The following is a 19600-nucleotide window of genomic DNA, read 5'->3' on the forward strand; positions in this document are numbered from 1 at the left end:
GCCTTTCGAATGTCCCACCCCCAAAAGAAAGGAGTTCCCCTTATGAATACCAAAAAAATCACCCCATCCCACCCGGAACAATCCCGCCTGGATCAACAATTCGATTTTATCCGTGAAATTGACAAAGAAAAGTTCATCGGCCGCCAGACCTATCTCACAGGCGCTGCCAGAAAGGAAAATGATGCAGAGCATGCATGGCACATGGCACTGATGACGATTCTCCTTAGTGAATATTCCAATGAGCCGATCGATGTGCTGAAAACAGTTACCATGCTTCTGATCCATGATATCGTGGAGATTGATGCAGGGGATACCTATGCCTATGACGAAGCGGCGAAGGCAACCCAGAGTGAAAGAGAGGAAAAAGCTGCGGAACGCATTTTCGGACTGCTCCCCAAGGATCAGGGACAGCGGTTGAGAAAACTCTGGGAAGAATTTGAAGAGAGAAAGACACCGGAAGCCAGATTCGCAAGAACCATGGATAACGTTCAGCCAATCATGTTGAATGCGGCGACGGACGGAAAAGCATGGGAAGAACATCAGGTGAAGCTTTCACAGATTTTAAAGAGAAATGAACGAACGGCAGAAGGTTCGGAGGAGTTGTGGGATTACTCGCGGAAGAATTTTATCGAGCCAAATCTGAAAAAAGGACGTATTATCGCGGATCGAGAACTGTAGCCGGGGAATCTTCAGCCGATAGATCGGCGTGAAATACAGGCAAAATTATTTTATATGGAAAGGCTTGATTTCCAATCGAGAAGAAGGTATCCTTGTATAGAAAGTATAAGATGGATCAGTAAATTCTCAAAGGAGGATATTTTATGTCATCAGAAGAATATAGCAAAGCATATAAAGCTGGAAAACGCGATTATCAGTCAAGGATGCTTCGGGGAGTCAGACCGACACTTCCTGTCCTTGATGATATACTCCCGACAAAGGGAACATTTTCAGAAGTGCCGCTTGGATTGGTTCAGATCCCGATGGATCAGATCGTGGGTACGAGACATGGTGGAAGAAGTAATGCATTTGCCGGAAATTTTATGCCGATTTTGAGGGAAAATACAGAGTTTGCGCAGAAATGGGCGACCTTAAGTACTATTCATGAAAATGAAGGCTTGAGGGATCCGATCAAGGCGTATGAATTTATGAATAAATTCTATGTAGAAGAAGGAAATAAGCGTGTCAGTGTCATGAAATATTATGGTGTTACGTCTATTCCGGGTACGGTAACGAGGATTATACCAAAACGTACCGATGAAAAAGAAAACAAAATATATTATGAGTTTCTCGATTTCTATGACTTGTCTAAGATCAATTATATTTGGTTCAGTCAGGAAGGTAGTTTTAAAAAGCTGCAGGAGGCTGTCGGAAAAGGCACGGATGAGGTGTGGAGTGAGGATGAAAAGCTGACGTTCAGTTCGGCTTATTCAAGATTTACTGCTGAATTTAAAGCAAGAGGCGGAGAGAAACTCCCGGTTACGGCGGGGGATGCATTTCTGGCTTTCATTAAGCTTTACGGTTATCAGACACTGGAAGAAAAGACCAGCAGTGAGCTGAAAGAAATGATTACCAAGAGCTGGGAAGAATTTGAGCTGATCGGTGTCGACAAAGAAGTGGAGCTTAAGATGAATCCGACAAGCGAGAAGAAACCACTTCTGAGCCGTCTTCTCCCGTTGAGTTCGCCGAAGCTTAAGATTGCCTTTATATATGAAAAAACGCCGTCATCTTCCGCATGGACATATGCCCATGAGCTTGGAAGACTGCATCTGGAGCAGACGTTCCCGGACGAAGTTACGACCGTGTATTATGATAATGTCACGCCGGAGACAGTAGAAGACGTGATAGGTGAGGCAATCCAAAATGGATGTAATATCGTATTTACGACGACACCGGCCTTTACACAGGCCAGTGTGAAAGCGGCGATCGCAAATCAGGATATCCGGATTCTGAACTGTTCTTTGAATACTTCTCATCGTTATATCCGGACTTACTACGCCCGTATGCATGAGGCGAAATTTCTGATGGGAGCGATTGCAGGCGCGATGGCTGAGAATAACAAGATCGCATATCTGGCCGATTACCCGATCTTTGGTGCTATTGCCAATATCAATGCATTTGCGCTGGGAGCGAAAATGATCAATCCGAGAGCACAGGTCTATCTGGAATGGTATAAGAAAAAAGATAGTGATGCGCTTGAAAATATCCGGAAATCAGGGGCAAACATTATTTCCGGTATGGATATGGTGATTCCGGAAGAGTCCTCCAGATATTTTGGTATTTACCGGATGGAAGAGGGGTATCCGAGAAGTCTTGCCATGCCTCTGTGGCACTGGGGAAAATTCTACGAACAGCTGATTCGGACGATTATGGACGGAACATGGAAATACGATGATAAATCTACGGAACTGAAAGCAATCAATTACTGGTGGGGAATGTCATCCGGCGCGATCGATGTTATTTGCTCAGACAGCCTACCGATTGGCACCAAACGTTTGGTTGAGCTGCTGAAGAAAACAATCAGTAGTGGAGAGTTTAATCCGTTCTCGGGAGTGCTCTATTCTCAGACTGGAATTGTACAGTCAGATCCTTCCAGAGATCTGACGCCGGAAGAAATTGTGACGATGGACTGGTTGGCGGAGAATGTGATCGGAACGATTCCGAAAGCAGATGAAATGCTTGAAGAAACCAAGCCCACGATCCAGCAGCAGGGAATAGAGAAGAAAGGCTAAAGAGATTATGAGGATACTTGCGATTGCAGACGAAGAATCTGCATATTTATGGGATCATTTTGAAAAAAGTAAACTGCAGGGAATTGATTTAATCATTTCCTGCGGTGACCTGGATCCTCATTATCTTTCGTTCCTTGCAACATTTACATCAGCACCGGTACTCTATGTGTGCGGAAATCACGATGATAAATATGCGCAGATTCCGCCGGAAGGATGCATCTGCATCGACGATCAGATTTATGTGTACAAAGGGGTCCGGATCCTGGGGCTGGGCGGTTCTATGCGCTATAAACCGGGAGAGCATCAGTATACAGAGCGCGGCATGAAAAAACGCGTACACAAACTCTGGTTTCAGCTGCTCAGAAGGAGGGGATTTGATATCCTTGTGACGCATGCACCGGCTTATGAACTGAATGACGGGAGAGATCTTCCGCATCAGGGATTCCGGGTGTTCCTGAATTTGATGGAAAAATATCGCCCGAAGTATTTCCTGCACGGACATGTACATATGTCCTACGGAAGACAGCATAAACGATACGACAAATACCAGGATACGCATGTGATTAATGCGTTTGAACGGTGTGTGTTCGATTTTGAGGATGAAAATCCCGGAGAACATATCAGATAGAAATGAGGATAGAACATGAAGACAGACATTTTAACAATTGGAAAAATCACGATCCACGGTTACGGATTGATGATAGCGATCGGCATTTTATGCTGCATTGCAATGGGCATGTACCGAGCTAAAAAATACAAGCTGAATCCGGAAGCGGTCATCGATATTGCACTCTATGGAGTACTTGCCGGTTTTCTCGGAGCGAAGCTTCTCTATGTGATCGTTGAATTCCCTGCATTTATCAAAGATCCTCTCAGCGTCCTGGGATCAGAAGGATTTGTGGTGTACGGCGGAATCATTTTAGGAGTATTGGCAGCCATTATATACTGCAGGATCAAAGGACTTGTTTTTCTGGAATATTTTGATCTGTGTGCACCTTCTATTTCACTGGCTCAGGGATTCGGACGGATCGGTTGTTTTCTGGCAGGCTGCTGTTACGGAAGAGAGACACAGTCCTTTCTGGGAGTGGTTTTCCCGGTCAACAGCATGGCACCGGCAGGTGTCAAGGTATTGCCGACACAGCTCTTTTCGTCAGCGGGCGATTTCCTGATCACGGCAATTCTTCTTCTTTATTATAAAAAGATCAAGCATACCGGAGACGGCGGAGCATTATATATGATACTTTACGGTGTCGGAAGATTCTTGATGGAATTTTTGCGGGCAGATGACAGGGGAAATATAGGAATGCTTTCTACCTCGCAGATGATCTCGATCGTGATCGTGGCAGGGGCAGTGGTGTTGCTCTGGCAGAACAGAAGAAGAGACAGAGAGTTGTTATGAACGAATTAGAAAAATGTATGGCTGGTGAATGGTATGACTGTCACAATGCAATTTTTTTGGAGTATAAAAATAATGCAAGAAATTTGTTGTCGCAGTATAATTCTTTTGCATATAACCAGACAAGAGAAAAGACAGAAGTTTTGAAACAACTCTTTGGAAGCATAGGGGAAAATGTTTCGGTAGGAATTCCTTATTATCAGTAATCAAAAAGAACAAAAAATGGGAAGCCTCGAATCAAGGCTTCCCATTTAATTAAAAATGCGGAAGATGGGACTTGAACCCACACGACTGCAATAGTCACAAGATCCTTAGTCTTGCTCGTCTGCCAGTTCCGACACTTCCGCGCGACTGCTTTATTATATATTAAATAAATGGATTTGTCAATAAGAAAAAAGTTTTTTATGATAATTGCTATGGATTATAAAGTGTTTGCTTCTGTGTTTAATAGGGTAAAAGAAAAACCCTTGAAAATTCAAGGGCTTTTTCTTAAAAAATAATGCGGAAGATGGGACTTGAACCCACACGACTGCAATAGTCACAAGATCCTTAGTCTTGCTCGTCTGCCAGTTCCGACACTTCCGCATACCAGCTATTTTGTTTATGTTTTGCTGACAACAGCTATAATACATGATTATATGGGGAAAGTCAACATAATTTTCTTAAAAAAATATATTCGCAATATTAATAATTAAAAAGGAAATAGAAACAAAATTCAATATTTAACAAATACTCTTTCTAATTGAGAGAAAATATAGTAAAATAATAAATAATTGAGCGGTTTATTTATGCGTTTTTTCAATCAATGCCAGACGAATTGAGATGAGAAGAAGAAAAAATGGCGAAACGGATGTCAGGAGGTAGCCGTATGTTAGAAAAAGTAGATTTAACAAAGAAAATGAGCAAGGAAGAATACAAGGAGAAGATGGAGACGCTGGAGCTGGAGCTTGGGCATCTGCAGCGGGAATGCAAGGAACAGAAAATTCCGGTGATGATTGCCTTTGAAGGGTACGGAGCTTCGGGAAAAGGTCTGCAGATCGGACGTCTGATCCAGGGATTGGATCCGAGAGGATTTGAGGTACATGCGGTTAAGAAAGAAACGGAAGAGGAACGGATGCACCCTTTCATGTGGCGTTTCTGGACGAAGACACCAGAGCGGGGAAGAATTGCGATCTACGATACGAGCTGGTACCGCAGAGTACAGATCGACCGGTTCGACGGCAAAGTGTCGGAAGAAGAACTGCCGGCAGACTATGAATCGATTCGTTCTTTTGAAAAGCAGCTTACAGATGACGGAATGGTCATTGTGAAATTGTTTCTTGCGATCGATCAGAAAGAACAGAAAAAGCGGTTCAAAAAGCTGATGGAATCGAAGGAGACGAAGTGGAGAGTCAGCGAGGGCGATCTGAAGAGAAATAAGGAATTTGCACGATATGAGCAGATGAATGAAGAGATGCTTCGGAAAACAGATACGGATTATGCACCGTGGACGATCATTGAAGCGACGGATAAGCGGTATGCAACAGCGAAGATCTTCACGACAGTGATCCATGCAATGCAGATGGCGCTGGAGAAGGTGAAGATGCCGGAGGAAGCACAGGAAGAGAGAAGAAGCGGTGGAGAGAGAGAATTCCAGGAATCGCTGCTTGCGAAGGCGGATTTGTCCAAAAAGCTCAGCAAGAAGCAGTACAAAGAGCAGCTTAAGGAACTGCAGGGCAAGATGGAACGTCTCCACGGTGAACTGTACCGCAGAAGAATTCCGGTGGTGCTCGGCTTCGAGGGCTGGGATGCCGGAGGCAAGGGCGGCGCGATCAAGCGTCTGACGGAACACATGGATCCGAGAGGATATGTGGTAAATCCGACTGCATCCCCGAATGATATTGAGAAAGCACATCATTACCTGTGGCGTTTCTGGAGAGCTATGCCGAAAGCGGGCCACATTGCGATCTTCGACAGAACCTGGTACGGTCGTGTGATGGTAGAACGAATCGAAGGATTCTGTACGACGAAAGAATGGCAGAGAGCCTACAAGGAAATCAATGATATGGAGCAGGATCTGGTGAATGCCGGCGCTATCGTGCTGAAATTCTGGATGCAGATCGATAAAGATGAGCAGGCAGCAAGGTTTAAGGCGCGCCAGGAAAATCCGGAAAAACAGTGGAAGATCACCGATGAAGACTGGAGAAACCGTGAAAAATGGGATCAGTACGAAGAAGCAGTCAATGAGATGCTGATTCGTACTTCCACACCGCATGCACCGTGGGTCGTAGTGGAAGGAAACTGCAAGTATTATGCAAGGATCAAAGTGCTTGAGACGGTGGTTCATGCCATTGAAGAACGTCTGAAAGAAGAAAAATAATGAGAAGTTCGCATGAACAGATCGCTGAAAGGGAGCAGGAATATGACGATCAGAGAGCAGATGGAACAGCGGGAAAAAGAATATTTAAGTGCGTATGCGACACTAAGCGTCAATACGAGAGGAAGAAAAAGAGAAGAGGCGCAGTGTGATATTCGGCCGGTCTTTCAAAGAGACAGAGACCGGATCCTGCACTGTAAATCGTTTCGCAGGCTGAAACAGAAGACACAGGTATTTCTGCTTCCCAAAGGGGATCATTATCGCACAAGGCTGACACATACTCTGGAGGTTTCACAAAATGCGCGGACCATCGCGAAGGCGCTGCGGCTGAATGAAGATCTGGCAGAAGCGATCAGTCTGGGGCATGATCTCGGGCATACGCCCTTTGGTCATGCCGGAGAGCGGGCTCTGAACGGAGTGTGTCCGGGCGGATTCAAACACAACGAACAGAGCGTGCGCGTGGTGGAAGTGCTGGAAAAGGACGGACAGGGGCTGAATCTCACATGGGAAGTCATCGATGGGATCCGCAATCACAAGAGTGTGGGAAAACCGGCAACTCTTGAGGGGCAGATCGTGAGGCTGTCGGATAAGATCGCCTATATCAACCATGATATTGACGATGCGATACGTGGAGGAATTCTTACTGAAGAGGATATACCGCTCCGGTTTCGAGAGGTGTTTGGAACCGGGATGCGTTCGCGGCTGAACACGATGATCCATGATGTGATCATAAGTAGCATGGATCAGCCGGAGATCCGGATGTCGGAGGAAATCGAAGAGGCGATGCGTGATCTGAGAAAGTTTATGTTTGAGCATGTCTACCAGAATCCCCGTGCAAAGGGAGAGGAAACGAAGGCGATCCATATGATCGAAAATTTGTATTTTTATTATGAGGATCATCTGGAACTTCTTCCGGAACAATACCGGATTCAGATGGAGAAAGGCGATTCGGCGGAGCAGGTGGTGTGTGATTATATTGCCGGCATGACGGATAATTATGCCGTAAAAAAATTTGAGGATATTTTTATTCCGGAAGCGTGGAAAAATTAAAGGAAATCAAAAGGTTTTGTCGAATATATTAAATGTGAGGGCTTTTTACTACTGGAAACTTTTGGTTTTGCTTTCACACCAGGAAGGTGTAAAGATTTCATGTATTATTCGGATGAGATTATAGAAGAAGTTAGAATGAAAAATGATATTGTGGACGTAATATCGGGATATGTGAAGCTTCAGAAGAAGGGAAGCTCCTATTTCGGGTTGTGTCCGTTCCACAATGAGAAATCGCCGTCGTTTTCCGTAAGCCGGGATAAGCAGATGTATTATTGCTTTGGCTGCGGTGCGGGCGGCAATGTGTTTACATTTATTATGGAATATGAGAATTACTCTTTTACGGAGGCACTGAAGTTTCTCGCCCAGAGAGCGGGGGTGGAGCTTCCAAAGGAGGAGTATTCCAAAGAGGCGAAGGAGCGGGCGGATCTCAGGGCGACCCTGCTGGAGATGAACAAGCTGGCTGCAAAGTATTACTATGCGCAGCTGAAGGCGCCTGGAGGAAAGATCGCGCATGATTACCTGACGGGACGCAAGCTTAGCGAGGAGACGATCACCGCGTTCGGACTCGGGTATTCAAACAAGTACAGCAATGATCTGTATCAGTATCTGAGATCGAAAGGTTACAATGACGATCTGATCATCAAGGCCGGGCTGGTAAATGTAGACGAGCGAAACGGAATTTATGACAAATTCTGGAATCGTGTCATGTTTCCGATCATGGATGTGAATAACCGTGTCATTGGTTTCGGCGGACGTGTGATGGGAGACGGAAAGCCCAAATATCTGAACTCTCCGGAGACGATGATATTTGACAAGAGCAGGAATCTCTACGGACTGCACCGGGCACGGACATCAAGAAAACCATATTTTCTGATTTGTGAGGGATATATGGATGTGATTTCTTTACATCAGGCAGGTTTTACGAACGCTGTGGCATCGCTGGGAACGGCGCTGACACCCGGACATGCCGCTTTGATCAAACGGTATGTGAGTGAAGTGTACCTGACGTACGACAGTGATGAAGCCGGAACGAAGGCGGCACTCAGGGCGGTGCCGATTCTGAAGGACGCCGGCATCACCGCAAAAGTGATCCGTATGGAACCTTATAAGGATCCGGATGAATTTATCAAGAACCTCGGAGCGGAAGCATTTGAGGAGCGGATCGCAAAGGCCAGAAACGGATTTATGTTCAGTCTGGAGATGATGGAGAAAGATTATGATATGACTTCCCCCGAAGGCAAGACAGAATTTCTGCGGATGGCATCCAGAAAACTTGCAGAATTTGAAGAAGAGATCGAAAGAAATAATTATATTGAAGCAGTTGCAAAAGCGTATCGTGTCGGATATGAGGAACTGAAGAAGCTGGTCGTAAAGACGGCGATTCAGAGTGGACAGGCAACACCGGCGGTAAGGCCGAAGCAGACGCAGGATAAGACCGTTCCAAAAGAGGACGGGCATATGAAGTCGCAGAAGATCCTGCTGACCTGGCTGATCGACCATGAAGAACTGTTCCCGCAGATCAGCCGCTATATCACGCCGGAGGATTTTACAACGGATCTGTACCGGCAGGTGGCGGAGCTTTTGTTTGAACAGTACGAACAGGGCGATGTGAATCCGGCAAAGATCATGAACCATTTTACAGAAGAGGCCGATCACCGAGAAGCGGCGTCCCTTTTCCATACCAGGATCAAGGAACTGACGACAAAGCAGGAACAGGAGAAGGCGATCAAGGAGACGATCATCCGCGTGAAGGCGTACAGTATTGAGGAGGCAACGAAGAAGCTGGATCCCACGGACATCCAGGGACTTCAGCGGCTCATGAATGCAAAGAAGGCTTTGCAGGATTTGCAGAAACTGCATATTTCCATCAATTAGGGATAAAATATAAACAAGCAATGAGAGGAAGGACACGACATGGTAGAGAACGTGGCAAAATTTGAAGAAAAATTAAAGAGTCTGGTTGCGCTTGCCAAAAAGAAAAAGAACATTCTTGAAATCGGTGAGATCAACGAAGTGTTCCATGATATGGAGCTGGAACCGGATCAGATGGAAAAGGTGTTCGAGTATCTGGAATCGTCTGGAATCGACGTACTTCGCATCAGCGGAGATGTGGACGACACAGATGATGATCTGGAGATCATCCTGTCTGACGAGGATGAAGTGGATATGGAGAAAATCGATCTTTCTGTACCGGACGGAATCAGTATCGAAGATCCGGTCCGTATGTATCTGAAAGAGATCGGTAAGGTTCCGCTTCTGAGTGCGGAGGAAGAGATAGAACTGGCAAAGAGAATGGCGGAAGGCGATGAGGACGCAAAGAAGCGCCTGGCTGAGGCGAACTTGAGACTGGTTGTTAGTATTGCAAAGCGATATGTAGGAAGAGGTATGCTGTTCCTGGATCTGATTCAGGAGGGAAATCTCGGACTGATCAAAGCAGTTGAAAAATTTGATTATCAGAAAGGCTTTAAATTCAGTACTTATGCAACCTGGTGGATTCGTCAGGCAATCACGAGAGCAATTGCGGATCAGGCAAGAACCATCCGTATTCCGGTTCATATGGTAGAAACCATCAACAAACTGATTCGAGTGTCCAGACAATTATTGCAGGAGCTGGGACGGGAACCCACGCCGGAAGAGATTGCGGAAGAATTGGACATGCCGGTTGAACGTGTGCGTGAGATTCTGAAGATCTCGCAGGAGCCGGTTTCCCTGGAAACTCCGATCGGCGAGGAGGAAGACAGCCATCTTGGTGATTTTATTCAGGACGACAATGTTCCGGTGCCGGCGGAAGCAGCAGCACAGACGCTTTTGAAGGAACAGCTGGATGAGGTTCTTGATACACTGACCGACAGAGAGCAGAAGGTACTCAGACTCCGCTTTGGTATGAATGACGGAAGAGCGAGAACGCTGGAGGAAGTAGGTAAGGAATTCGATGTTACCCGTGAGCGTATTCGTCAGATCGAGGCTAAAGCGCTCCGTAAACTCCGCCATCCGAGCAGAAGCAGAAAATTAAGAGATTATCTGGATTAGAGGACGAGATGGAATTATCAAAGAGACTTAAGGCTGTCGCGGAGCTGGTAACGCCCGGGATGCGGCTGGCAGATGTGGGGACCGATCATGGGTATATTCCTATTTATCTGACCGAGGCGGGTGTGATACCGTCGGCGATTGCCATGGATATTAATAAAGGTCCTCTTGAAAGGGCAAAGGAGCATATCCGGGAGCACGGACTGGAAGGAAAGATCCAGACGCGGCTGTCGGACGGGCTTAAAAACTTACAAATGAATGAAGCAGACTGTATGATCGCCGCCGGTATGGGCGGCGGTCTTGTCATACGGATTCTTTCCGAGGAAAGAGATACGGCAGGATCGCTCAAAGAACTGATTCTGCAGCCGCAGTCGGAGATTGACAGCGTCAGAAAATACCTGACCGAAGAAGGATACCGGATCGTGGCCGAAGACATGGTCTATGAGGATGGAAAATATTATCCGATGATGAAGGCAGTTCCATGCATGGCAGGTGCCGGGGAAATACCGTATTCCGAAGAAGAACTGGAATTTGGACGGGTGCTTTTGCAGCAGGCACATCCGGTTCTCGGACAGTTTCTTGAACGGGAGATGGAAATCCAGAACAGAATTTTATCTGCGCTCGAAAGTCAGGAATCCGTGCGTGCGAAGAAACGTATGGAAGAGATTTCCTATAGAATCGAATGGATCAGGGGAATTCTGAATACGTATTATTAGGAGGTACATAGCGTGATTTGCAGGGAGATAATTGATACCATTGAAAAACGTTATCCGAAAGAATGTGCGATGGAATGGGATAATGTCGGACTTCTGGCGGGAAGATATGAGAAAGAGGTTGGGAAGATCTATATTGCGCTGGATGCGACCGATGAGGTGATTGAAGATGCGGCTTCATGGGGAGCAGATATGCTGGTTACTCATCATCCTATGATTTTTAAAGCGTTAAAAAAAATCAATGATCAGAGTTTTATCGGACGCAGGGTAATCCGACTGATCCGAGAAGATATTGCATATTATGCTATGCATACAAATTATGACGTGATGGGAATGGCGGATCTTGCCGGAGAATTTATGGAGATGAAGGATCCTGAGATACTGGAGGAGACTTACCCGGACGAGGGGATCGGCAGAGTAGCTGACCTGAAGGAAGCGATGACTCTGGAGGAGTGCTGTGGTTTTGTCAAAGAACGTCTGGCACTGCCGAGTGTGAAAGTCTTCGGAGATCCGAAGAAAACGGTGAAGAGGATGGCTGTATCTCCGGGATCCGGAAAGAGCATGATCGGCCCTGCTCTGGCGAAAGGGGCGGATGTGCTTGTGACCGGTGATATCGATCATCATGAAGGAATCGATGCGCTGGCTCAGGGACTGGCAATCATCGATGCCGGGCATTATGGAACAGAGTATATTTTTATAGCAGATATGGAACAGTTTCTGAAAGAGCATTTTCCGGAGGCCGAGATCAGGACGGCTCCGGTCCGTCATCCGTTCTGGGTTATGTAACGATCGGGAAACAGTTTTTTATGTCAATAAGGAGGTGCCGGAAGGTGGAGACGAAGCGTTATCAGGTTGAAATAAACGGTGAGAAAAGAGCGTATCGCGAGGGAACGACGTATCTTGAAATCGCAAAAGAATATCAGGATCAGTATGAGAATGACATTGTGCTGGTATTTGTGAACGAAAAACTTCAGGAGTTGCGCAAGAAGGTGACGAAGGACTGCAGACTTCGGTTTGTAACAACCGGAGAGGAGCTGGGCAATATGGCCTACAGGCGCGGAGTCAGTTTTCTCCTCATAAAAGCGGTCTACGATGCAGCTGGGCATGAAAATGTGAAAAAAGTAAGGATCCATTATTCAGTCGATAAGGGATTTTATTTTACGCTTAAAGGGAACCTGTATCTGGATCAGGAGCTGCTTGACAGAATCGAGAGCAGGATGCGCCAGATGGTGGAGATGGATCTGGAAATCGGAAAGCAGGGAATCCATACCGACGATGCGATCGAAAAATTCCACGAGTACGGTATGAAAGATAAGGAGAAGCTTTTCCATTACCGCCGGGTATCCCGGGTCAATCTTTACAGCATCAATGAATTTGAAGACTATTTTTACGGATATATGGTACCGTCTACGGGATATCTAAAATATTTCAAACTGTTTCTATACGACGAGGGATTCGTGGTACAGATGCCGGAAAAGGAAAACCCGAAGCTGGTTCCTCCTTTTAATCCGCAACACAAGCTTTTTCAAGTATTAAAGGAATCAACACAGGGCGGAGATCGGATGGGAATCGAGACAATCGGAGATCTCAACCATTTTGTGACCAGAGGAGATCCACAAGAGCTGATCCTGGTGCAGGAGGCACTTCAGGAGAAAAGAATCGCACAGATCGCCGAGCAGATCGCCTCCCGGCCTGAGAAAAAGTTTGTTCTGATCGCAGGCCCGTCATCTTCCGGTAAGACCACATTTTCACACCGGCTTTCGGTGCAGCTTCGTGTCAACGGACTGGTGCCGCATCCAATTGCGGTGGATAATTATTTTCTGAATCGCTCGGAAACGCCGCTGGACGAGGAAGGAAAGCCGAATTATGAATGCCTTGAGGCAATCGATGTGGCGCAATTCAATCTGGATCTTCAGGCTCTTCTGAATGGGGAGCGGGTGGAAATCCCATATTTCAACTTCAAGACCGGAAAACGGGAATATAAAGGAGATTACAAACAGCTTGGGGGAAATGATATTCTGGTGATTGAAGGAATTCATTGTCTGAATGATGCACTTACAAGAGAGATTCCGAGAGAGCATAAATTCAAAATTTATATCAGCGCACTTACGCAGCTGAATATTGATGAGCACAATCGGATTCCGACGACGGACGGACGGCTTCTTCGAAGAATGGTGAGGGATGCGAGAACCCGCGGTACTTCTGCAAAGGATACGATCGCGATGTGGAAATCGGTGCGAAGAGGCGAGGATAACAACATTTTCCCGTATCAGGAAGAGGCGGATGTGATGTTTAACTCAGCATTGCTTTATGAGCTGGCGGTGCTGAAGGCTTATGCAGAGCCGATCCTGTTCGGAATTGATAAAAACTGCGAGGAATACCTGGAAGCCAAGAGGCTGCTTAAGTTTCTGGATTATGTTGTTGGGATCGGAAGTGAAAATATACCGCAGAACTCGATTTTAAGAGAGTTCATTGGCGGAGGATGTTTCGAAATATAGAAAATAGGAGTGAGAAAAAGAAACGGGAGGCGTATTGCATTTATTGATGCGATACTGCCTCCCGAAATTCATGACAGAGAACCATATCGTCCGGGAGCGGAGAGCGGAAATCCATCTTGGTTCCGGTAATCGGATGACGGAAGGTGAGGCGATAGGAATGGAGAGCCTGGCGGCCGATCACGGAATAATCCGGATTGTACAGAAAATCACCGGGGAGAGGATGCCCGATGTGTTTCATGTGTACCCGGATCTGGTGGGTCCGTCCGGTTTCCAGCGACAGGGCGGCAAGTGAATACTCTTTAACGGTTCCGGGAACGGTCGTATGGGCAAGCCGTTTAAAATGTGTACGCGCAGGCTCTCCGTTTTCGACATTTACTTCGCGCTCAATGGTGGAGCCTTCACAGCGCCCGATCGGGGCATCAACGGTTCCACATTCGGGAAGCAATCCTTCCACAACCGCGCGGTATTCGCGGTGGATTTCACGTCTGGCAACCATGGCGGACAGAAGCGAAGCGCTGTACATGTGGCGGGCCAGAATCAGCAGCCCGGTCGTATCGCGGTCCAGTCGGTTAATGCAGCGGTAGGTGAAGGGTTCGTTTTTTTGAGAAAAATACCAGGCACAGGCATTTGCCAGCGTATTGTCGTAATTTCCCTGGGAGGGATGGATCGGCATGTTGGCAGGCTTATCGATCACGAGCAGATCCTCATCTTCGTAGACAATGGAAAGCGGAAGCGGAACCGGAAGGATGTTTTGGGAAGAAGTGTCTTCCGTGAGCTGAATGGTCAGCATATCGCCCGGCATGAGAGGATCGTGAATATGTGCCCAGGTTCCGTTTCGGCAGATCCCGTTTTCTGTTTCTTTCAGATGGCGGATGACAGCAGAAGAATACCCATGGGCTTTTAAAAACCCATGGATATGATTGGCATTTTTTGTCTGTAATGTTGTTTCTGTAATCTGATATTCAAGAATTCGTTTCCACATAGAGAAAATGCTCCCTTCTACCTTTGGTAGAACTCACTGATTTTGTCCATCCGCGCGCACATATTGGTGAAGAGCAGATCAACGATTGTGATGGCTGCCATTGCCTCAACCACAACGACGGCACGCGGTACAATGACCGGGTCATGGCGGCCGGTTATGGAGAGAGAGACATTTTCCCCATCTTTATTTACAGACTGCTGTTCACGAGAAATCGAAGGGGTCGGCTTTACGGCAGCGCGGAAAAGGATTCGGCTTCCGTCGCTCATGCCTCCAAGCGTGCCGCCTGCGTGGTTGGTAAGTTTGGTAAGAGCTCCGTTTTCATCGTAACGGAACGGGTCGTTATTTGTACTTCCGTTTGATTCGGAAACAGAGAAACCGTCTCCGATCTCAAAGCCTCTGACAGCACCGATGGAGAGGATGCTCTTCGCAAGATTGGCCTCCAGCTTATCGAATACGGTATCTCCGATTCCTGCAGGCATTCCGGTAATGGAACATTCAATGATGCCGCCGGCAGAATCCTGATCCTCCATGCATTTTGAAAGATATTCGGAAGCCTTTGAAGCATAGACGGCATTGGGCATGTAGAGCGGGTTCTCGAAAACCTGGTTAAAATCATATTCCGCTTCGGGAATCATATAAGGGCCGATTGCCTTTGTGTAAGCATGCACTTCGATTCCAAGAGTATTCAGAATTTTGCAGGCTACGGCGCCTGCCGCCACACGTCCTGCGGTCTCCCGCCCGGAAGAACGTCCGCCGCCGCGATAGTCACGGAAGCCGTATTTGGCATCGAAAGTGTAGTCCGCGTGTCCGGGACGGTATACGTTCATGATATTACCGTAATCACGGGAGCGTTGGTCCTGATTGCGGATCTCGATGGAAATCGGCGTCCCGGTCGTCTTTCCCTCGAATACACCGGATAAAATTTCTGCGGTATCGCCCTCATTACGTTTCGTTGTGAATTTACTCTGCCCCGGTTTTCTTCTATCTAAATAGATCTGAATGTCTTCTTCAGAAAGCGGAAGTCCGGCGGGACATCCGTCGATCACGACGCCGATCCCCTTTCCATGTGATTCGCCCCAGGTTGAGATCTGAAATAATTTACCATAAATGGAACCTGCCATTTGATACACCAAGCCTTTCTTTTTGAGTATGTGAATACGGGAAAAGGATATTCCCAATATTGTTTTTTGATTTGACGGGCGGGGCCTGTCTACATGACAGTATAATGGAAGAAAAGTTGGGACGCAAGCAATCTTAATAATTTATTAAGGAAAAAAGGGAGTTTTGTATTGTATTTGGGAATGAGTTCGTATTATAATAACCACATATTGAGTTTAAAGGGAGCAATTATCTGAATGGGTGATAAGGATATGAAAATGACAGAAGAGAATACAGAGAAGAACGCAGAGCTTATCATGGAAGAGACGATGAAAGAAATCTACGATGAGGTGAACAGGAATGAAGAAGAAGAGGGGGCTGTCCGGCAACATAAAAAAGTGGAAAAAGCGGGCAAAACGAATCGGAAGAAAGCATCGGATCGCTCAGGCAGCCATTTATCTGTGGATGACCTGGGTTCTTCGCAGACCGCAGGTCGGGATAAGAAGGCTGATAAGAAGAATGAAGAAGACACGTTAGAGGTGAAGTACAAGGCACAGCGTGGCCGGAAGGTGAAGAAAGAAAAAAGAAAACCACTTCCGGAGGAGGAATATGAGGAAGAACTCCTGCTGGATGCAAAGGACGGCGAAGAGCTGGAGCCGGTATTGAGTGCGGAAGATGGAGAAGCTTTTGAAGAGGAGTTTGACGACAGCTTCGATGAGGAAGAAGAAACCGATGAGGAGAAGGCTGAGCGCCGCAGAAAGCGGAAGAAGGTCGCAAAGATCGTGCTGGCGTCGATCCTGGGAGTTACAGCGGCTGTTTATCTGGGGTTTGCGTTCTTTTTCATGAGTCATTTTCAGTTCCAGACCACGATTAACGGAACAGACCACGCACTTGAATCCGTCAGCGATGTGGAAAATTACATGAAGGAACAGGTGGCGGGCTACACGCTTACATTGCATGAGTCTGACGGAGATACGGAGACGATCAGTGGCAGCGAGATTGATCTTACTTATAAAAAAAGTGAAGAACTGGAGAAGCTTCTGAAAGAACAGAATGCCTTTTTGTGGCCGATGAGCCTCTGGAAAGCGCCTGAGATCACAGCTTCAATCGGGGTGGAGTATGACAGCGCGAAGCTGACCGGGGTTCTGGACGGACTTGCGTGCATGAAAGAGGAAAATCAGCAGGCACCGGTTTCCGCGATTCCGGAATACAACGGGACAGAATTCGTGGTTAAGAAAGAAGAAACAGGATCTCAGATTAACCGTGAAGTATTTGAGGTAAAGGTCAGCGAATATATTGCCGGTTTTCTTCCGGAGATGGATATGACGGAAGAAGAGTGCTATGTGAAACCGCAGTTTACGGAGCAGTCCCAGGAAGTCATTGATGCATGTTCGGCGATGAATAAATATCTGACTGCAAGTATTACCTATACATTCGGTTCTTCAACCGAAGTGGTCGATAAAGAACTGATCTCACAGTGGGTGAAGGTGGATGGGAATATGGCCGTCACCTTTGACACGGATCAGGTGGCTGAATACATCAAGGGGCTTGCAAGTAAATATAATACGTATGGAAGACAGCGTACGTTTACGGCGGGAAATGGAAATACAGTCAATGTAGAAGGCGGAGATTACGGATGGTCGATTGACCGGGATGCGGAATATGAGGCACTTGTTGCCAGTATCCAGAAGGGAGAGACTGTGACGAAGGAGCCTGCATACAGGACAACGGCGGCGACACACGACGGCCCTGACTGGGGAAATACGTATGTGGAAGTGGATCTCACAAACCAGTATTTGTATTTGTTCGTTAACGGAGCGGTCGTAACCCAGGGACCGATTGTTACGGGACTTCCGAGCAGGGGCGATGCGACGCCGCAGGGAGTTTATTACATTAAGTATTGCCAGAAAAATGCGACGCTTCGAGGACCGAAGCAGCCGGACGGCACATACGAGTGGGAATCACCGGTATCTTTCTGGATGCCGTTTAACGGAGGAATCGGGCTGCATGATGCACCGTGGCAGGCTGCGTTCGGAGGAACCCGCTATCTGACACACGGTTCAAGGGGATGTGTGAACCTTCCGTACAGTGTAGCGGAGACTGTATTTAACAACGTGTCAGCTGGGACACCGGTCGTGTGTCACTATTAAAACAAAATCATATGAAATGAATGGATTCAGGACGACAGGAATGCCGTCCTGATACGTTGAAAGAGGGTATTATGTACGAATTAATAAAAAGAGACGGTCTTGCCAAAAGAGGAAGACTCCACACGGTTCACGGAGTGATCGAGACTCCGGTGTTTATGAATGTCGGTACCGTGGCGGCTATCAAGGGAGCAGTGTCTACAGCGGATCTTCAGGAGATCGGAACGCAGGTGGAACTTTCGAACACTTATCATCTGCATGTGCGTCCGGGGGATCAGGTGATCCGGAAGCTTGGAGGACTGCATAAATTTATGGTATGGGACAAGCCGATCCTTACGGATTCCGGTGGATTTCAGGTGTTTTCGCTGGCAGGTCTTAGAAAGATCAAAGAAGAGGGCGTGTATTTCCAGTCCCACATCGATGGAAGAAAGATTTTCATGGGGCCGGAAGAGAGCATGCAGATCCAGTCGAATCTGGCATCCACGATCGCGATGGCATTTGACGAATGTCCGTCGAGTGTGGCGACAAGAGAATATATTCAGGCTTCTGTGGACCGGACAACGAGATGGCTGGCGCGCTGTAAGAAGGAGATGGAGCGTTTGAATTCCCTTGAGGATACGATCAACCGGCAGCAGATGCTGTTCGGGATCAATCAGGGAGCCATTTATGAGGATATCCGGGTGGAACACGCGCAACAAATCGCCGAAATGGATCTGGATGGGTATGCAATCGGCGGACTTGCAGTCGGTGAGTCTCATGAAGAGATGTACCGCATTCTTGACGCAGTCGTTCCGCATCTTCCGCTTAACAAGCCGACCTATCTGATGGGAGTGGGAACTCCGGCCAATATTCTGGAAGCGGTGGACAGAGGAGTGGATTTCTTTGACTGTGTCTACCCGAGCAGAAACGGAAGGCACGGGCATGTTTATACCAGACATGGAAAATTGAATCTGTTTAATGCGAAATATGAGCTGGATACCCGGCCGATTGAAGAGGGATGCCAGTGCCCGGCGTGCCGGAAGTATTCAAGAGCATATATCCGTCATCTGTTGAAAGCAAAAGAAATGCTGGGAATGAGGCTTTGCGTTCTGCACAATCTGTATTACTATAATCACCTGATGGAGCAGATCCGGGATGCCATCGACGAAGGAAGATACAGCCAGTTTAAGGCCGAAACGCTTCGTGCGATGGAAGAGAAAGAAGACTAAATGATAGTAAAATCAGAAAAATCCGGATGAAATTGTGAAAATCACTTGATGAAATCCAAGTTATTGTGTATGATAGCAATAGCGTTTATGAAGATTTAGGAGGAAGTAACATGAATAATTTAGTAATTATTGCAGTTTATGCATTGTTCTTTGGTGGGCTCTGGTTCCTGTTGATCCGTCCTCAGAAGAAAGAGCAGAAGAGAGTACAGCTTATGCTTTCAGAACTTGAAGTAGGAGATACGATTCTTACAACGAGTGGATTTTACGGTGTTGTGATTGATATTACCGAGAATGATGTGATTGTTGAATTCGGAAGCAACAAGAACTGCCGTATCCCGATGCAGAAGCAGGCTATTATGCAGGTTGAAAAGCCGGGAGCAGCTCAGTAGTGCCGTA

At 46.9% G+C, this 19600-nt stretch carries 17 protein-coding genes and 2 tRNA genes; 15 read left to right on the forward strand and 4 right to left on the reverse strand.

All coding sequences use genetic code 11. The features are described 5' to 3' along the window. Window positions 1-42 precede the first annotated feature (42 nt). The 5 genes from ACTNB3_RS02920 to ACTNB3_RS02940 all read left to right on the forward strand — a co-directional run bounded on the left by ACTNB3_RS02920 (window position 43) and on the right by ACTNB3_RS02940 (window position 4331). A complete protein-coding gene (locus ACTNB3_RS02920) occupies window positions 43-678 on the forward strand; it encodes an HD domain-containing protein (RefSeq protein ID WP_427819116.1) in 636 nt (211 codons plus the stop codon). 143 nt (window positions 679-821) lie between these two features. Next, a complete protein-coding gene (locus tag ACTNB3_RS02925) occupies window positions 822-2729 on the forward strand; it encodes a BMP family ABC transporter substrate-binding protein (RefSeq protein ID WP_441024482.1) in 1908 nt (635 codons plus the stop codon). A gap of 7 nt (window positions 2730-2736) precedes the next feature. Further along, window positions 2737-3357, forward strand: coding sequence for a metallophosphoesterase family protein (locus ACTNB3_RS02930; RefSeq protein WP_427806452.1), 621 nt, complete (start codon window positions 2737-2739; stop codon window positions 3355-3357). A gap of 15 nt (window positions 3358-3372) precedes the next feature. Further along, a complete protein-coding gene (gene lgt, locus ACTNB3_RS02935) occupies window positions 3373-4128 on the forward strand; it encodes a prolipoprotein diacylglyceryl transferase (protein ID WP_441024483.1) in 756 nt (251 codons plus the stop codon). Next, a complete protein-coding gene (locus ACTNB3_RS02940) occupies window positions 4125-4331 on the forward strand; it encodes a maltose acetyltransferase domain-containing protein (RefSeq protein ID WP_427806450.1) in 207 nt (68 codons plus the stop codon). Before lgt ends, ACTNB3_RS02940 begins: the two co-directional genes overlap by 4 nt. A gap of 56 nt (window positions 4332-4387) precedes the next feature. On the opposite strand, the gene ACTNB3_RS02945 is transcribed toward ACTNB3_RS02940, so the two are convergent. Together ACTNB3_RS02945 and ACTNB3_RS02950 are read right to left on the reverse strand one after the other, a co-directional pair. After that, window positions 4388-4472 (reverse strand) — tRNA-Leu (locus ACTNB3_RS02945). 153 nt (window positions 4473-4625) lie between these two features. Then, window positions 4626-4710: transfer RNA gene (locus ACTNB3_RS02950), tRNA-Leu, on the reverse strand. 283 nt (window positions 4711-4993) lie between these two features. Between ACTNB3_RS02950 and pap the strand changes: the two genes are divergently transcribed. The 7 genes from pap to ACTNB3_RS02985 all read left to right on the forward strand — a co-directional run bounded on the left by pap (window position 4994) and on the right by ACTNB3_RS02985 (window position 13769). Further along, on the forward strand, window positions 4994-6484 hold the full coding sequence (gene pap / locus ACTNB3_RS02955) for a polyphosphate:AMP phosphotransferase (protein ID WP_427806449.1): 1491 nt from the start codon (window positions 4994-4996) through the stop codon (window positions 6482-6484). A 42-nt stretch (window positions 6485-6526) separates the two neighbouring features. Next, the gene (locus tag ACTNB3_RS02960; protein WP_427806490.1) at window positions 6527-7531 is read left to right on the forward strand and encodes a deoxyguanosinetriphosphate triphosphohydrolase; all 1005 of its coding nucleotides are present in this window, start codon (window positions 6527-6529) and stop codon (window positions 7529-7531) included. A gap of 99 nt (window positions 7532-7630) precedes the next feature. Beyond that, window positions 7631-9406, forward strand: a complete 1776-nt coding sequence (gene dnaG / locus ACTNB3_RS02965) for a DNA primase (protein ID WP_441024484.1) — start codon at window positions 7631-7633, stop codon at window positions 9404-9406. A gap of 39 nt (window positions 9407-9445) precedes the next feature. After that, a complete protein-coding gene (gene rpoD, locus ACTNB3_RS02970) occupies window positions 9446-10561 on the forward strand; it encodes an RNA polymerase sigma factor RpoD (RefSeq protein ID WP_427806447.1) in 1116 nt (371 codons plus the stop codon). Between the two features lie 8 nt (window positions 10562-10569). Then, a complete protein-coding gene (locus ACTNB3_RS02975; protein ID WP_427806446.1) occupies window positions 10570-11274 on the forward strand; it encodes a tRNA (adenine(22)-N(1))-methyltransferase in 705 nt (234 codons plus the stop codon). 12 nt (window positions 11275-11286) lie between these two features. Beyond that, window positions 11287-12057 carry a Nif3-like dinuclear metal center hexameric protein gene (locus ACTNB3_RS02980; RefSeq protein ID WP_427819121.1) on the forward strand — a complete coding sequence of 257 codons (771 nt, stop codon included), beginning with the start codon at window positions 11287-11289 and terminating at the stop codon, window positions 12055-12057. 44 nt (window positions 12058-12101) lie between these two features. After that, window positions 12102-13769, forward strand: coding sequence for a nucleoside kinase (locus ACTNB3_RS02985; RefSeq protein WP_441024485.1), 1668 nt, complete (start codon window positions 12102-12104; stop codon window positions 13767-13769). Window positions 13770-13809: 40 nt separating this feature from the next. Here the strand turns inward: ACTNB3_RS02985 and ACTNB3_RS02990 are convergent, their stop codons facing one another. Together ACTNB3_RS02990 and aroC are read right to left on the reverse strand one after the other, a co-directional pair. After that, on the reverse strand, window positions 13810-14751 hold the full coding sequence (locus ACTNB3_RS02990) for an RluA family pseudouridine synthase (RefSeq protein ID WP_427819123.1): 942 nt from the start codon (window positions 14749-14751) through the stop codon (window positions 13810-13812). A gap of 17 nt (window positions 14752-14768) precedes the next feature. Further along, window positions 14769-15872, reverse strand: a complete 1104-nt coding sequence (aroC, locus tag ACTNB3_RS02995) for a chorismate synthase (protein WP_427806442.1) — start codon at window positions 15870-15872, stop codon at window positions 14769-14771. A 249-nt stretch (window positions 15873-16121) separates the two neighbouring features. Between aroC and ACTNB3_RS03000 the strand changes: the two genes are divergently transcribed. From ACTNB3_RS03000 to yajC, 3 genes are all read left to right on the forward strand, one after another. Beyond that, window positions 16122-17999, forward strand: coding sequence for a L,D-transpeptidase family protein (locus ACTNB3_RS03000; RefSeq protein WP_441024487.1), 1878 nt, complete (start codon window positions 16122-16124; stop codon window positions 17997-17999). A 71-nt stretch (window positions 18000-18070) separates the two neighbouring features. Continuing rightward, window positions 18071-19204, forward strand: a complete 1134-nt coding sequence (gene tgt, locus ACTNB3_RS03005) for a tRNA guanosine(34) transglycosylase Tgt (protein ID WP_427806439.1) — start codon at window positions 18071-18073, stop codon at window positions 19202-19204. A gap of 110 nt (window positions 19205-19314) precedes the next feature. Further along, window positions 19315-19593, forward strand: a complete 279-nt coding sequence (yajC, locus tag ACTNB3_RS03010; protein WP_427806438.1) for a preprotein translocase subunit YajC — start codon at window positions 19315-19317, stop codon at window positions 19591-19593. Window positions 19594-19600: the final 7 nt, after the last annotated feature.

This window comes from Bariatricus sp. HCP28S3_D3 (assembly GCF_052065755.1).
Classification (GTDB): domain Bacteria; phylum Bacillota; class Clostridia; order Lachnospirales; family Lachnospiraceae; genus Allocoprococcus.